The organism is Halomicrobium urmianum (assembly GCF_020217425.1).
GTDB classification, from domain to species: Archaea; Halobacteriota; Halobacteria; order Halobacteriales; family Haloarculaceae; genus Halomicrobium; species Halomicrobium urmianum.
In genome coordinates this window covers 1,249,067-1,262,563 of the sequence record NZ_CP084090.1, presented here as the reverse complement: position 1 = coordinate 1,262,563, position 13,497 = coordinate 1,249,067, and the positions used below count along the sequence as shown (strand labels likewise).

At 69.1% G+C, this 13,497-nt stretch carries 14 protein-coding genes; 6 read left to right on the top strand and 8 right to left on the bottom strand.

The features are described from left to right. Nucleotide 1: 1 nt before the first annotated feature. From LCY71_RS06025 to LCY71_RS06010, 4 genes are all read right to left on the bottom strand, one after another. The gene (locus LCY71_RS06025; protein WP_225335457.1) at nt 2-460 is read right to left on the bottom strand and encodes a universal stress protein; all 459 of its coding nucleotides are present in this window, start codon (nt 458-460) and stop codon (nt 2-4) included. 66 nt (nt 461-526) lie between these two features. Then, nucleotides 527-859: a hypothetical protein gene (locus tag LCY71_RS06020; RefSeq protein ID WP_225335456.1), complete on the bottom strand. Its 333-nt coding sequence runs from the start codon at nt 857-859 to the stop codon at nt 527-529. A gap of 168 nt (nt 860-1,027) precedes the next feature. Further along, a complete protein-coding gene (locus LCY71_RS06015; protein ID WP_225335455.1) occupies nt 1,028-1,612 on the bottom strand; it encodes a GNAT family N-acetyltransferase in 585 nt (194 codons plus the stop codon). Nucleotides 1,613-1,670: 58 nt separating this feature from the next. Next, nucleotides 1,671-2,153, bottom strand: coding sequence for an Lrp/AsnC family transcriptional regulator (locus LCY71_RS06010; protein WP_225335454.1), 483 nt, complete (start codon nt 2,151-2,153; stop codon nt 1,671-1,673). A gap of 262 nt (nt 2,154-2,415) precedes the next feature. Here LCY71_RS06010 and ddfA point away from each other — a divergent pair, with 262 nt between their 5' ends. Then, the gene (gene ddfA / locus LCY71_RS06005; RefSeq protein ID WP_225335453.1) at nt 2,416-2,682 is read left to right on the top strand and encodes a DdfA family disk-determining factor; all 267 of its coding nucleotides are present in this window, start codon (nt 2,416-2,418) and stop codon (nt 2,680-2,682) included. 114 nt (nt 2,683-2,796) lie between these two features. Here the strand turns inward: ddfA and LCY71_RS06000 are convergent, their stop codons facing one another. Further along, a complete protein-coding gene (locus tag LCY71_RS06000) occupies nt 2,797-3,846 on the bottom strand; it encodes a KaiC domain-containing protein (RefSeq protein WP_225335452.1) in 1,050 nt (349 codons plus the stop codon). Nucleotides 3,847-3,995: 149 nt separating this feature from the next. Between LCY71_RS06000 and LCY71_RS05995 the strand changes: the two genes are divergently transcribed. Continuing rightward, nucleotides 3,996-4,859 (top strand): NAD(+)/NADH kinase, encoded by an 864-nt coding sequence (locus LCY71_RS05995; RefSeq protein WP_225335451.1) that lies wholly within the window; start codon nt 3,996-3,998, stop codon nt 4,857-4,859. On the opposite strand, the gene LCY71_RS05990 is transcribed toward LCY71_RS05995, so the two are convergent. Then, a complete protein-coding gene (locus LCY71_RS05990) occupies nt 4,856-5,143 on the bottom strand; it encodes a DUF8006 family protein (RefSeq protein ID WP_225335450.1) in 288 nt (95 codons plus the stop codon). The two genes, LCY71_RS05995 and LCY71_RS05990, sit on opposite strands and share 4 nt — an antisense overlap. A 136-nt stretch (nt 5,144-5,279) precedes the next feature. On the opposite strand from LCY71_RS05990, the gene LCY71_RS05985 reads away from it, so the two are divergent. Then, nucleotides 5,280-5,849 (top strand): response regulator, encoded by a 570-nt coding sequence (locus LCY71_RS05985; protein WP_225335449.1) that lies wholly within the window; start codon nt 5,280-5,282, stop codon nt 5,847-5,849. Between the two features lie 40 nt (nt 5,850-5,889). Here the strand turns inward: LCY71_RS05985 and LCY71_RS05980 are convergent, their stop codons facing one another. Next, a complete protein-coding gene (locus LCY71_RS05980; RefSeq protein WP_225335448.1) occupies nt 5,890-6,582 on the bottom strand; it encodes a hypothetical protein in 693 nt (230 codons plus the stop codon). 26 nt (nt 6,583-6,608) lie between these two features. Then, nucleotides 6,609-7,250, bottom strand: coding sequence for a TetR/AcrR family transcriptional regulator (locus LCY71_RS05975; RefSeq protein WP_225335447.1), 642 nt, complete (start codon nt 7,248-7,250; stop codon nt 6,609-6,611). A 242-nt stretch (nt 7,251-7,492) separates the two neighbouring features. On the opposite strand from LCY71_RS05975, the gene LCY71_RS05970 reads away from it, so the two are divergent. The 3 genes from LCY71_RS05970 (at nt 7,493) to LCY71_RS05960 (ending at nt 13,439) form a co-directional block, all read left to right on the top strand. Continuing rightward, nucleotides 7,493-9,427, top strand: coding sequence for a COG1361 S-layer family protein (locus tag LCY71_RS05970; protein WP_225335446.1), 1,935 nt, complete (start codon nt 7,493-7,495; stop codon nt 9,425-9,427). After that, nucleotides 9,427-11,958: an efflux RND transporter permease subunit gene (locus LCY71_RS05965; protein WP_225335445.1), complete on the top strand. Its 2,532-nt coding sequence runs from the start codon at nt 9,427-9,429 to the stop codon at nt 11,956-11,958. Before LCY71_RS05970 ends, LCY71_RS05965 begins: the two co-directional genes overlap by 1 nt. 83 nt (nt 11,959-12,041) lie before the next feature. Next, entirely contained in the window at nt 12,042-13,439 is a 1,398-nt protein-coding gene (locus LCY71_RS05960; protein ID WP_225335444.1) for a dihydrolipoyl dehydrogenase family protein, read from the top strand. Nucleotides 13,440-13,497: the final 58 nt, after the last annotated feature.

The window sequence follows — 13,497 nt, the reverse complement described above, 5'->3', positions numbered from 1 at the left end:
GTCAGGCGACCACCGGTTCGGCGTGCCGGACGATGTGGACGTCGTACTCGGGATCCTCGGAGATGGGCGCGCCGACGCTGCAGACCGGCGTCGTGACGCGGCCGGCGTTCTCGCTGCCGACGAACACGATCGAGGCGTCGACCTCGTGGGCCACTTCCCTGATCGTCCGCACCACGTCCGTCGTCAGGTCGGCCATCGAACTGACGTCTTCCGGGATCTCACAGCGGAACTCCGCGTCTGGATCGACGTCCGCGACCAGTTCGGCCAGCGCCTCCCTGACGGACTCGACTGCGAAGGACTCGTTCTCGCCGATCCAGTCGCGCTCGCGCGCGTAGTCCGCGTCGTCGGGGATGATAGACAGCGCGATCACCGCCTCGTCCGTGTACTCGGAGAATTCGCGCGCGCGTCGCAGCGCGGCCTTCGACAGCTCCGAGCCGTCGAACGGAACTAGCAGGACCATACCGGTCACGTGACGCGGTGACCGCTTAATTATGTGGGCGGTCGGCGGTGATCGCCCGCGGAGCAGTTACGCGCGGCGATCCCAGCGCGGTGCCGACTCCAGGTCCGCGAGCGCCGACTGCAGGTCCGCCATCGCCGCGCCGTAGAACTGCTTTCGACCCACCGGCGTCCGGACGCGCACCACCCCGGTGTGTTCGGTGACGCGGAAGACCGACAGCCGCCAGCGGCCCGTCCCCGCCCACTCGCCGTGCAGCTCCGAATCGTCGTCCCCCACGACGCGCGTCCCCAGCTCCCAGCTCAGGCGCGTCAGTTCCGGTACGCTGATCGGGATCGCGTCGGGCAGCGAGACCTGTCCGCCCTCCGGCTGTCGTCCGCTCTCCGGCCGGCCGCGTGTGGACATGTGCCACACAACGGGACCGGCGATAAAAAATGTAGTTCTTTGGCGTCGCAAGGTGTGCGAGCGAAGCGAGCACCCGAAACGAGCGAGCGGAGCTCCGCACCGTCCGTCGCCGGGGGATTCCCGGCCGGACACCGCGGGACGAACGCAGTGAGTCCCGCGAGCGCGCGCTCACTCCGTTCGCGCGGACGCCAGTGCGTCGTCGACTGCGTCGTCGTTCAGGTCGGGCAGCGGCGTCGGCGGGTCCGGGTCCGCCGGTCGCTCCCGGAGCGGCCGGTGCCACCACCGGACGTCGTGCCACTCGCCGTCCTTGTAGCCGGCGGCGGGGAAGGTCCCCACCGCATCGAACTCCGTCCGTTCGTGGAGGGCCTCGCTGGCGGGGTTTGGCAGGGACGTGGCCGCGTAGGCGTCGCAGTACCCCTGCCGGGCCAGGACCGCGAACAGCGACTCGTAGAGCGCAGTCCCGACGCCGGACCGCCGTGATTCCTCGGCGACGTACACCGACAGCTCCACCGTCCACTGGTAGGCCCCCGCCGAGCGCAGCTGGCTCGCGGCCGCGTAGCCGACGACGTCGCCGGCCGCCTCGCAGACCAGCCACGGGTATCGCTCGAGCGTCGCCTCGATGCGGTCGGCCGTCTCGCCGACGGTCGGCGGTTCGACCTCGAAGGTGACCGGCGTCGACTCGACGAACGGCGCGTAGATGTCGCGGACCGCGGGCGCGTCCGCGGGCGTCGCCAGGCGTACCTGCCAGTCCATACTGAGACGGCCGGGTCGCGGTCGGGAGACGCTACCGATTCGTCGCGACCGGCAGGCGCTACTCCTTCCGATCCAGCATCTCGCCGACCTCGACGAAGGCGAGCGGGTCCCGACGCTCCTCCCGGATGAGGTTCTCGTCGTTGATCTCGAGCGCCAGGTCGTCCAGCCGCTGGGCGAGCCGGGTGATGTCCTCGTCGTCGGCCGCGACCATCCTGACGTGGAGGTTCCGCTGGCCGGTCATGAGCTCCGTCACCTCGATGACCTCGGGAATGGACAGCACCTCCTCGGCGACGTCCGCGCGGTCGCTGATGCGCGCGGTACAGGTGAAGTGAAAGTACAGAGAGAGACCCGCTCTATCGTGGTCCACCGTCGCCGTGTAGCCCGTGATGACGCCGGCCTCTTCCAGCCGTTCCATCCGGTTGTGAATCGTGTTGTCGGAGACGCCCACGGCCTCCGCGAGTTCGGTGGCCGTGTAGCGGGCGTCCTCCTGAAGGTGGTCGAGTATCTGCCTGTCGACGTCGTCGAGGTCGTAGTCCGCCATGGCTTCGCTACCGGGGCCAACACCTTGATAGCGACGATACTCGTCTCGAATCAACAGATTGGGTTCGATATCTCCATCTCACTACCGAAAGGAGTGAATGATCGAAAAGACGGTCGCGGTGACTCAAGTATGGTTCGCGACAGGATTGAGAATCAATATGATAATCTATCCAGGTTCGAATCTCTATGCCATTTCCGTGTGATGGAAAGAATATCGAGGTAGAGCGGATGGATTTATACGTTCACACCTACTAGTCGCGTCTGTGACAGACGCACGCCCCTCGACGACGTCGCAGGCGGCCGGACGCGACCAGACCGAGATCGTCGCCGCCGTGGTCGACGCCGTCGCCGACGCGAACGACGTCTCGCCGCTTGAGATGAAACCGCTCGCCTCCGTGGTCGACCCCGACGCCCTCGGCGCGCTCTTTCGGGACAGCGCCGACAGCGGTTCGATCACGTTCCGCTACGTCGGCACGCAGGTCCGCGTCGACAGCGACGGCGGCGTCACCGTCACTGACTGCGACGAGTGACGACGCGACCGGGCTCCGCTCGATTTCGCGACGACCGCCGGGCGGCGCGGCCGGTCGCCCCCAGCGACTCCTCGTAACCGGCGGGCGCGGTCGCGCCGCATAGGGGACGTCAGTCTAGAGGATGTCGGCCTGGCGGTAGACGTCGATGCCGTCCATCGTGATCTCGTAGGGGTTCGTCTCCCGGGAGTGGTTGGCGTTGCGGATCTTCTGAATCTCGACGGCCAGGCGGGTCTCCTGGGTGTTCGAGCGGACGTACTGGAGGACGAACACGGCGTCGGTGAGGTACTCGATGATGCCGTGCCGGGAGGCGTAGGGGTTGTCCTCGCTGGCCTCGGAGGTGAGCATGGTCGTGACGCCGGCCCGCTTGAGCGACCGGGTGAAGTCGTACACCTCGGTCCGGCGCTCGGCCTGATCGTCGTACATCATCTCGAGCAGGGAGACCGAGTCGAGCACGAGGCGGTCGGCGCTGAACTCGGCGATCAGCCCCGGGAGTTCGTCCCGGATGTTGTCGAGGCTGTTGGCCATCTCGACGGGGTCGAGGTCGATCACGGCGAGTCGGTCCTCGTCCGCGTAGCGGTCGAACGCCCAGTCCCGGTCGTTCGCCGTGGCCATGATCGCCTCGCGGGTCTGCTCAAGCGTGATGAACACGCAGCTCTCGCCCTGCTTTAGTCCGTGGTGGAGGAACTGGAGCCCGAACGTCGTCTTGCCGGTCCCGGCCGATCCGATGGCCACCATCAGGTGTCGCTCCGGGACCCCGCCCTGAATCATCCCGTCGAGTCCCTCGATGCCGAGGTCGATCCGCGGGATGTCGGACTCGAAGTCCTCGTCCTCGAACTCCGACCTGCCGGGGGCGCCGGCCGACGCGAACGCGTCCGTGAAGTCCTCCTTGAACAGGGACTCGTCGTCGCCCTCGAACGGCGAATCGCCCTCCGACGCGAACGCCGAGTCCTCGTCGCCCTCGAACGGGGAATCGTACTCGTCGGACGACCCCGGGTCCTCGTCCGTCTCGAACGGGGAATCGTAGTCTCCGGCGTCGCCGGTCGAACCGCCGTCCTCCGTGGCCTCACCGTCGTCGCTCGCGGCGCCGTCCCCTCCGTCGCCGCTGGACGCCTCGCTGCCCACGGCGCTCTCGAACCAGTCCTCGTCGGTCTCGTCCTCGCTCATCCCGTCTCCCGGCCCCGGGGGACCGCCTGCCCGGATAGAGTGTGAGCCGACGGGTTAACTCTGTCGCCGACGGGCCCCGACGCGGGGCACCCCGACGGGATCGGACTTTCAGACCACTCTTATGTACGGCCCGCCGATACCCGGAGACGATGAACGTCGGGATCGTCGCCCAGCGGAACAACCGCCGCGCCACCTCGCTCGCGGCCCGACTGGCCGAGCGCCTCCGGGAGCTGGGGGCCGGCGTCGTGTTCGACGAGACGACCGCGGCCGCGCTCGCGGCCGAGGACGGTCGGTGGCCGGACGGGGACCAGCCGCCGGCGACGGGCGTGACCGTCGACGCGATGGCCGACTGCGACCTGGTGGTGAGCATCGGGGGCGACGGGACCTTTCTCTACGCCGCGCGCGGCGCGGGCTCGACGCCGATCATGGGCGTCAACCTCGGGGAAGTCGGGTTCCTGAACGCCATCGCGGCCGACGACGCCGTCGACGCCGTCGTCGACGAGGTCGAGCACCTCCGCGAGAGCGGCACGATCAGGACCCGGGAGATGCCCCGGATTCGCGCGGAGGGCGACGACTGGTCGCTCTCCACGGCGATCAACGAGGTCGTCGTCCACGGTCCGCGGCGGGGACACGGGGGCGGTGCCGGCTTCGAGGTCCGCGTCGACGGATCGCTGTACACCAGCGGCTCCGCGGACGGCGTGCTGGTGGCGACGCCGACCGGGTCGACCGCCTACAACCTCAGCGAGGGCGGGCCGCTCGTCCACCCGTCGGTCGACGCGCTGGTCGTGACGGAGATGGCGGGCGAGGAGTCGATGCCACCGCTGGTCGTCGACGACGACAGCGAGGTGACGGTCAGGATCGAGGAAGCGGCCGAGGGGGTCGTCGTCAGTGACGGGCGCGTGCGCCGGGCGGTCGAGCCGCCCGAGCGCGTCCGGCTCGCGCGTGCGGACGATCCGGTGCGGATCGCCGGGCCGGGACGGGACTTCTTCGCCGCGCTGGGAAAGCTCGCCTAGTACCGGCTGACCGCGAAGATCACCGGCGCGATCACGAGCAGGCCGATCCCGACGAACTTGTACATCGCGACCGTGGCCAGGAGGCTCTTCGTGGCCGGCGCGAACATGTTGGCGGGGAGGATCATGAAGAGGAGCCCGAAGGTCAGGAAGTGGAGGCTCAGGAGCTTGTTGGAGCGCTGGAGGAAGATCCCCACGGCCCCGAGCGCGGTCACCAGGAGCAGCACGTCACCGAGGTTGTAGTTCAACAGGAAGCTGTCGACGATTTGCAGCGGTGGCGCGAGCATTCCTACTGCGAACGTCGCCCTGATGCGGCCTTTAAAGTTCCGTTACGCGCCCACACGGGCCCGAACGGCCTGCCGTCGTCACCGGGCGGTCGCGGGCCGAATCATTATTACGGACGAGAGAAACGGGGATAGTACCGTGGGAGAGTCTATTGCGACGGTGCTCGTCGTCGACGACGAGCGGGATGTGGCGGACGTGTACGCCCTGCGCCTGGGCGACGAGTACGAGACCGAGACCGCTTACGGTGGCGAGGAGGCCCTGGCGTCGATCGACGAGGACGTCGACGTCGTCCTGCTCGACCGTCGGATGCCGGACCTCTCGGGCGACGACGTGCTCGACGAGATTCGCGAGCGGGGCCTCGACTGCCGGGTGATCATGATCACCGCCGTCGATCCGGACTTCGACATCATCGACATGCCGTTCGACGACTACCTCTGCAAGCCCATCGAGAAGGACGACCTCGTGGCGGCCATCGAGCAGCAGCTGGCCGCCCAGCGGTACGACGACCGGCTCTCGACCTACCTCGAGGCGACGTCGAAGCTGGCGCTGCTGGAGGCCGAGAAGACCCCGCAGGCCCTGGAGGACAGCGCCGAAGTCGCCGATCTCAGGGACCGCGTCGACGAACTGCGAGGGGAGGTCGACGCCGCGCTCGCCGAGTTCGACGACATCGACGCCGCGTTCAAGGAGATCAGTCGCCACCCCAACTGATCGGCGCCGCGCGAGCACGCCGATCCGCTGGCGGAACGGCTCAGGCCGGCGTGAACAGGAGGTAGCCGTCGTCGCCGGTACCGCTCCAGCGGAGCCGGAACGCGCGGTCGCCGCCGGGCGTCTCGCAGGCGACGCGTCGGTCGACCGCCTCGCCGTCGGAGACCTCGGCGGCCACGCCGTCGGCGTCCGGCGCGAACAGCGCCTCGGCGAGGGGCGCGCCCGTCACGCCGTCGGTGCCGACGCCGAACGCGTCCGCGTAGGCCGCGTTGGCCGCCCGGACGACCGGCCCGTGGCCCTCGTCGACGACGTACAGGATCGGATCGGGGTGGCCGTCGAAGAGGTCCGCCGGCTGTGGCGAGCGGTCGGGCTCCTCCATGTCGACGGTCACGTGCTCGTCGGACGCCTCGTCGGTCCCGGCCAGGGCGTACTGGGCGACGGCGCCGACGCCACCGCCGAGCGCGACGCCGAGGCCGGCGGCGACGGCCGATCCGACCGCGGCGAGTTCGGCGAGCGCCAGTCCCAGTCCACCGCCGATGGCGGCCCCCGCGAGGAGGCTCCCGGCGAGCCCGGTCACTCCCTCGAAGCGTCGAGTGCTCGTCGCCAGCAGGACGGCCGCTGTCGCCGCCGTCGGTTCGATCCCCTGTGCGAGCGCGACCGCGCTCGCGAGCGCGACGCTTGGCGCGATCCACCCGGCTCCGGTCCGCCGTCCCCCCGGAACGACGCTGGCTGTCATCGCCCGTGTCCTGTGTACGGCGAGGCTTAACTGTACCTCTCGTCGGCGCCGTCGGCCAGCAGGTGCCCGCGAATGTAGGCCTCCAGCTGGGCCCTGATCTGGTCCGTGTCGTAGTCGTCGCTGGTCACCCGGTGGAGGACGTTGCCGCCGTCGACCGTCTGGACGAACGTCGCGACGGCTTCGGGGTCGACGTCCCGGAACACGCCACGGTCGATGCCGTCCCGGATGATGTCGGCGAGTTGTTCCCCGAAGGTGTCGTCCTGCCGGGTGAACAGCTCGCGGAGGGAGTCGTCGCGGACCGCCTGCGCGCGCAGTTCGACGTAGCACTCGAGCATCTCGTCGCTGAGTTCCGTCTGGAGGACGTCCACCTCGTCGGACGCCAGCAGCAGGTCCACGTAGGTCCACAGCGCCTCCTCCGGGTCGTCGCTGGTCCGCGTCGAGAGCTCCCGGCCGAACTCTTCGAGCACGTACTCCACGAACGACCGGAGCAGGTCGTCCTTGTCGTCGAAGTGGTGATAGAAGGTAGACTTGCTCAGGTCCGCCTCGTCGGCGATGCGCTGAATGGACAGCCCAGCGTAGCCGTGCTTCGTCAGCGCGGCGAACGTGGCGTGCATTATCTCCTCGCGGGAGTCCGACGGCTCCCCCAGGAACGGGATCTCGTCAGTCATACCGAACGAATATTCGGTCGATCGGGTAAGGCTTGCGGTCAATACGACGGGTACTGACGGAGGGACCTCAGTCCGTCGAATCGCTTCGGCAGATTCATATGTTACCGAACGTTCGTTCGACACATGACAGAGCGATTGCTGGACTGCAGTGTCTGCCGACGTGTCGCCGGCCCTGGCGGCGCGAACCGTCCGACGGAACGGGGACCGGGAGCACCGTCGGCCGCGCCGAACGAGGTGTCCGCATGAGGGGGCGGACGCTACTGGTCGTCGGGCTGGTCGCGGCCCTGCTCGTCCCGACGACGGCCCTGGCAGCGGTCGTCGGGAGTCCGGACATCGACGCCCAGTTCTCCGATAGCACCGTCGCGCCCGGCCAGGAGACGAGCCTGGAAGTGACGCTCGTCAACAGCGGCGACCTCGAGAGCGCGGGCAGCGGTCCGCAGGCGTCGGGCCTCAACGAGCGGGTCCAGACGGCCCGCGGGCTGACGGTGGCGCTGAACAACCGGTCGGCCCCGATCGACGTGCAGACGGGCCGACAGGCCATCGGGACGCTGGGGACCACCGAGCCGCGGTCGATCCCGTTCCGCGTCTCCGTGCCCGACGACGCCGAACCGGGCACCTACGACGTGGCTGTCAACCTCAACTACGAGTACACCGACTACATCTCCGAGGGCGACGGGACCCAGCAGGAGAGCCGCGCCGACGAGACGATCACGCTGTCGGTGACCGTCGAGCGCACCCCGCAGCTGACGGTCCGGAACGTCGACTCGAACGTCCGGGTTGGCGGCACCGGGACGGTCGAGATGACCGTCGAGAACACCGGCGATCGGACGGCCCGCGACGCGACGCTCTCGCTGGCCTCGCCGAGCCAGGACGTCACCTTCGGCCAGTCCGCGTCCGCCGACCGTTACGTCGAGTCGCTGGCTCCCGGTGAGACCCGCAAACTGACCTACAGCGTGACGGCCGCCGACACGGCAGACTCCGAGCCCTACGCCTTCACCCTCTCGGGCGACCACGAGCGGCCCAACGGCCAGACGGAGAACGTCTCGCCGGTGACGGTGGGCATCGCACCCCAGGCCGAACAGGAGTTCACCGTCGTCGAGACGGACAGCGACGTCGCCGTCGGCGACCGGGGCACGTACAACCTGACGCTCCGCAACGACGGCCCCGCGGCGGCCAACGACGCGACGGTGCAACTCACCTCGCAGAACGCCCACGTGACGCTGGGCGAGGCGGAGTCCGGGAGCCGCTACGTCGGTGACTGGGCGACCGGCGAGACGAAGACGGTCAGCTTCGACCTCAGTGCCAGCGAGAACGCGGAGCGCCAGGATTACACGCTGAACGCCGCCGTCGGCTACGAGGACGACGCCGGCAACGCCGGCAGAGCCGAAGGGATCTCGGTGGGCGTCGTGCCCGGCCCCGAACAGTCCTTCGCGGTCCGCAACGTCTCCGGCACCCTCGCGGTCGGCGACGACGGACGCCTGACCGGGGAACTGGTCAACACCGGCGATCGCCCCGTCGACGACCTCGTCCTCCAGTGGTCCGGCGAGCAGCAGAACGTCAACCCGACCGAGACGGAGTACGCCGTCGGGTCCCTCGACGCCGGCGAGGCGGCCGAGTTCGACTTCGGCGTCGACGTCAGCGAGGGTGCGGAGGCCGGCCCGCGGCAGTTCTCGCTGACCGCCGAGTACGACGACTCGAACGGCGACCGGCAGACCAGCGACGCGCTGAACGTCCGCCAGGAGGTCGCCCCCGACACCGACGAGTTCGACGTCGCGATACAGTCGGCGAACCTCACGCCCGGCGAGAGCTCGACCGTCGAGGTCCGGATCGAGAACGCCGACGACGAGACGCTGACGGACATCTCCGCCAAGATGTTCGCCAACGATCCCATCACGACGGACGACGACGAGGCGTTCATCGCGGAGCTGGCCCCCGGCGAGTCCAGAAACGTCACGTTCGGCGTCAGCGCCGGACAGGGCGCACTGGTCAAGACCTACCCGCTGTCGATGGACTTCCAGTACGAGGAGCCCGACGGCGACACGGTGACCTCGGACACGTATAACGTTCCCGTGCAGGTCCAGTCTGACGACGGCGGCAGCGGCCCCTCGCTGATCGCCGTCGGCATCGCGGCGCTCGTGGGCGTCCTCGCCATCGGCGGCTACCTCCGCTTTAGCTGATGGAGTACCAGCACTACGTCGACTGGGTCGACGACCGGGTCGTCAACGACTCCCGGCGAGTCGTACTGACGTTCCTGGTCCTGACGCTCGTCTTCGCCGGCGGGCTGGGGGCCACGTCGACCGAGGCGGGCACCCAGCAGTTCGCACAGGGCATCCCGGAGAACGAGGCTCTGGAGTCGATCAACGACGAGTTCTCGCCGACGTTCACGACGGACACCGGGAGCACCCAGCTGCTCCAGAGCGGCACCAACGTCCTCTCGCGGGACGCCATGCTGCGGATGCTGCGGACCCAGGAGCGACTGGACGACAACGAGGAGCTACGCGTGACATCGACGGGCAGCGCGGCCGCCGTCGTCGCCCAGCGGATCGACCCCGAGGCGACGACGATCGAGGGACAGATCGACGCCATCGAGCACTCGACGGCGAGCGAGCGAAAGGAGGCGATCCGCGCGGCCTACGACGAGAACCCGCAGTTCAGGAGCCTCGTCGGCGTCGACTTCAACCGGCAGTCGGCTTCGACGTCGGCGACGCTGGGCACGGTCACCCACGAGGTGCCCGAGGGCCTCTCCGGCGGGGCCGGCCAGGGCGGCGGCAGCCCGCTGGCGCCGGTCCAGGAGCGGGCCGACTTCACCGTCCAGCGGGGCGGCGGGGGAAGCATCGAGACGTTCGGGAGCGCGCTGATCGGAACCGAGTCCCAGAACCTCATCATGGACTCGCTGCTGCTCGTGGTCCCGGCGGCGGTGATCCTGATCCTGACCTTCCTCCTCATCGCCTATCGGGACCTGGCGGACCTCCTGCTGGGCGTAATCTCGCTGGTGATGGCCATCGTCTGGACCTTCGGGTTCACCGGGTACGCCGGCATCCCGTTCTCGATCATGCTCGTGGCGGTCCCGCCGATGCTGCTGGCGGTCGGCATCGACTTCGGCATCCACTCGATCAACCGCTACCGGGAGGAGCGGGTCCGCGGCGCGTCCGTGGAGAGCGCGATGCGGATCACCACCGATCAGCTCCTAGTCGCCTTCTTCATCGTCGCCGGGACGACCGTCATCGGGTTCCTGTCGAACTACGCCAGCCCGCTGGGGCCGATCAAGGAGTTCGGCCTCACCGCCGCGGCCGGCATCGTGTTCACGTTCCTCATCTTCGGGGTCTTCCTCCCGGCGGCGAAGGTCGAACTGGACCGGCTCCGCGAGCGATACCCGATCCCGCAGTTCAGCCAGTCGCCGCTGGGATCGGAGGGGTCCGCGCTCGGATCGGTGCTGCGCAGCGGCGTCGTCGTCGCCGACCGGGCGCCCGCGCTGTTCCTGATCGGCGTGATCCTCCTGACGGCCGGGGCCGGCGCGTACGGGGCCGGCGTCGACACCAGCTTCGAGGACGAGGACTTCCTCCCGCCAGAGGACATCCCGGGCTATCTGGAGGAGCTGCCGGAGCCGTTCTCGCCCAGCGAGTACGAGACGCGCGAGCAGCTGAACTTCCTCGAGGACAACTTCGAGACCACGCAGAGCAGCTCGGCGACGGTGTACGTCGAGGGACACCTCACGCGGGACGACGCCCTCGAGGAGATCTACCGCGCGGGCGACAGCCCGCCGGACACCTTCGTCGAGGAGGACGGCCGGGCCGACGCCACCTCTATCGTGACGATCATCCAGAGCCAGGCCGAGCGGGACCCCGAGTTCGAGCGGCTGGTCGATCGCAACGACCGCAACGACAACGGCGTGCCCGACGACAACCTGCGGGAGATATACGACTACCTGCTGGACTCGTCGGCCGGCGACCGGGCCAGCAACTACATCACGGAGGACTACCGGAGCACGCGGGTCGTCTATACCGTCGAGTCCGACGCCGATCAGGGGGCGGTCTACGACGACACCTGGTCGGTGGCCGAGGACATGCGGATGACCGCGACGGCGACGGGAGCCCTCGTCGTGTTCGCCGTCATCGAGGACCTGATCTTCGAGTCGGCGGTCGTGAGCCTGGCGGTCGCGCTGGGCGCGACCGCCCTGTTCCTGGTGATCATCTACCGCCTGCTGGAGGGGTACGCGACGCTCGGCGTCGCGAACGTGTTCGCGGTCGTCGTCACCGTCGCCATGATCCCGGCGACGATGCGGCTGCTGGCCATCCCCTTCAACGCCATCACGGCGATGCTGCTGGCGATCACGATCGGTCTCGGCGTCGACTACTCGGTCCACGTCACGCATCGGTTCGCCGACGAGCGCGCCGAATACGACCTGATGACGGCCCTCGACCGGACTGTCAGGGGCACCGGGGGCGCGCTGTTCGGCAGCATGCTGACGACGACGGCCGGACTGGGCGTCCTCGCCATCGCGATCTCCGTCCCGCTCCAGCAGTTCGGGATCCTGACCGCCATCTCCGTGGCGCTCGCCTTCCTCTCGTCGCTGCTGGTGTTGCCGTCGGCGCTCGTCGTCTGGGACGCGCTGATCCACGGCGACCGATCGTTCGCCTCGCTGTTCGGCGTCGGGCGGCGCCGACCCGCAGTCGTCAACGGCGGCGACGATCGCGACGAGCGCGACTGAGCAGCTATTCCCGGCGCGCCCGCCGGTGTGCCGCCGGGTCACGCGCCCGCTCCTTTATGCCCGTCCGCGCCGACGGGTTACCCGTGACTCACGTCATCGTCATCGGCGCTTACGGCAGCGCCGGCGCGATGGTCGCGGACGAACTCGCCGGCGAGGTCGAACTCACCCTGATCGACGGCGGCGACCCCGGCGGCGGCCTGTGCATTCTGGACGGCTGTATGCCCTCGAAGGAGGTCCTCTCGGTCGGCGCCCACCGCTTCCAGGCCCGCCACGACGACCGGCTGGCGGGCGTCCCTGAGGTCGACCTGGAGCGGACGACCGAGCGCAAGGACGACAACACGCTGGGCTGGGCCGCCCACCGCCGCGAGGCGATCCACGACCTGGCCGCGCGCGACGACGTCCGCTTCGTCCACGACACCGCGCGGTTCGTCGACGACCGCACCGTCCGGGCCGGCGGCGAGCGCTTCGAGGGCGACTACGTCGTCGTCGCCACCGGATCGCGGGTGAACGTGCCCGGTACGCCCGGGATCGGGGACGTCGACTTCCTGACCAGCGCCGACGTGCTCGACGCCACCTCGTTCCCCGACTCGGGCATCGTCATGGGCTTCGGCTACGTCGGCCTGGAACTGGTCCCGTACCTCGCCGAGGTCGGCGGGATGGACCTGACGGTCGTCGAGCACGACGAGCACCCGCTCGACGAGGCCGACCCAGCCTTCGGCAGGACCGTGCTTGACCTCTACCGCGAGCAGTGGGACGTGACGATCCCCACCAACTGCTACGAGGAGCGAGTGGAGCCCACCGACGGCGGCGGCGTCCGGCTGTCGGTCGCCTTCGAGGACGGTGGCGAGGAGACCTACGAGGCCGACGAGCTGTTCCTGTTCACCGGCCGGCGGCCGAACCTGGAGGGGCTGCACGTTGAGGAGACGCCGCTGGAGCCCGGCCCCGGCTGGGTCCGGGACACGATGCAGGCCCGCGACGACGACCGCGTGTTCGTCGTCGGCGACGTCAACGGAAAGGAGCCGATCCTCCACGTCGCCAAGGAGCAGGGCCAGGTTGCCGCCGAGAACGTCCTGCGTCACCGCGACGACGAGCCCCTCGAGGAGTACCGCAACGTCGCCCACCACGTCGTCTTCTCCGGACTGGGCGTCTATCCCTACGCCCGACTGGGCCACACCGAGCGCACCGCGCGCGAGGCGGGCCACGACGTGGTCTGCGTCACCCGGCGGGCCAGCGCCGACGGCGTGTTCCAGTCCAAGTACGTCCCGGAGGGCCTGGGGAAACTGGTCGTCGACAGGACGGACGGCACCGTGCTGGGCTGGCAGGGCCTGCACTACCACGCCGACAGCTTCGCCAAGACGATGCAGATCGTCGTCGAGATGGGACTCGACGTCCGCGAGATTCCCGACCGGGCGTACCACCCGACGCTGCCCGAGAACCTGGACGGGCTGTTCAGGGACGCTGCCGCCGCCGTCGGCGAGTGACCGGGCGGGGTCTCGACCGCTCGTTTCGTCCGAGGTCGCTTCGCGACCTGGCGCTCCC

Coding starts and splice junctions, on each gene's coding strand:
- LCY71_RS06025 (WP_225335457.1), bottom strand. CDS start 460: ATGGTCCTGCTAGTTCCGTTCGACGGCTCGGAGCTGTCGAAGGCCGCG.
- LCY71_RS06020 (WP_225335456.1), bottom strand. CDS start 859: ATGTCCACACGCGGCCGGCCGGAGAGCGGACGACAGCCGGAGGGCGGA.
- LCY71_RS06015 (WP_225335455.1), bottom strand. CDS start 1,612: ATGGACTGGCAGGTACGCCTGGCGACGCCCGCGGACGCGCCCGCGGTC.
- LCY71_RS06010 (WP_225335454.1), bottom strand. CDS start 2,153: ATGGCGGACTACGACCTCGACGACGTCGACAGGCAGATACTCGACCAC.
- LCY71_RS06000 (WP_225335452.1), bottom strand. CDS start 3,846: ATGAGCGAGGACGAGACCGACGAGGACTGGTTCGAGAGCGCCGTGGGC.
- LCY71_RS05995 (WP_225335451.1), top strand. CDS start 3,996: ATGAACGTCGGGATCGTCGCCCAGCGGAACAACCGCCGCGCCACCTCG.
- LCY71_RS05990 (WP_225335450.1), bottom strand. CDS start 5,143: ATGCTCGCGCCACCGCTGCAAATCGTCGACAGCTTCCTGTTGAACTAC.
- LCY71_RS05980 (WP_225335448.1), bottom strand. CDS start 6,582: ATGACAGCCAGCGTCGTTCCGGGGGGACGGCGGACCGGAGCCGGGTGG.
- LCY71_RS05975 (WP_225335447.1), bottom strand. CDS start 7,250: ATGACTGACGAGATCCCGTTCCTGGGGGAGCCGTCGGACTCCCGCGAG.
- LCY71_RS05970 (WP_225335446.1), top strand. CDS start 7,493: ATGAGGGGGCGGACGCTACTGGTCGTCGGGCTGGTCGCGGCCCTGCTC.
- LCY71_RS05965 (WP_225335445.1), top strand. CDS start 9,427: ATGGAGTACCAGCACTACGTCGACTGGGTCGACGACCGGGTCGTCAAC.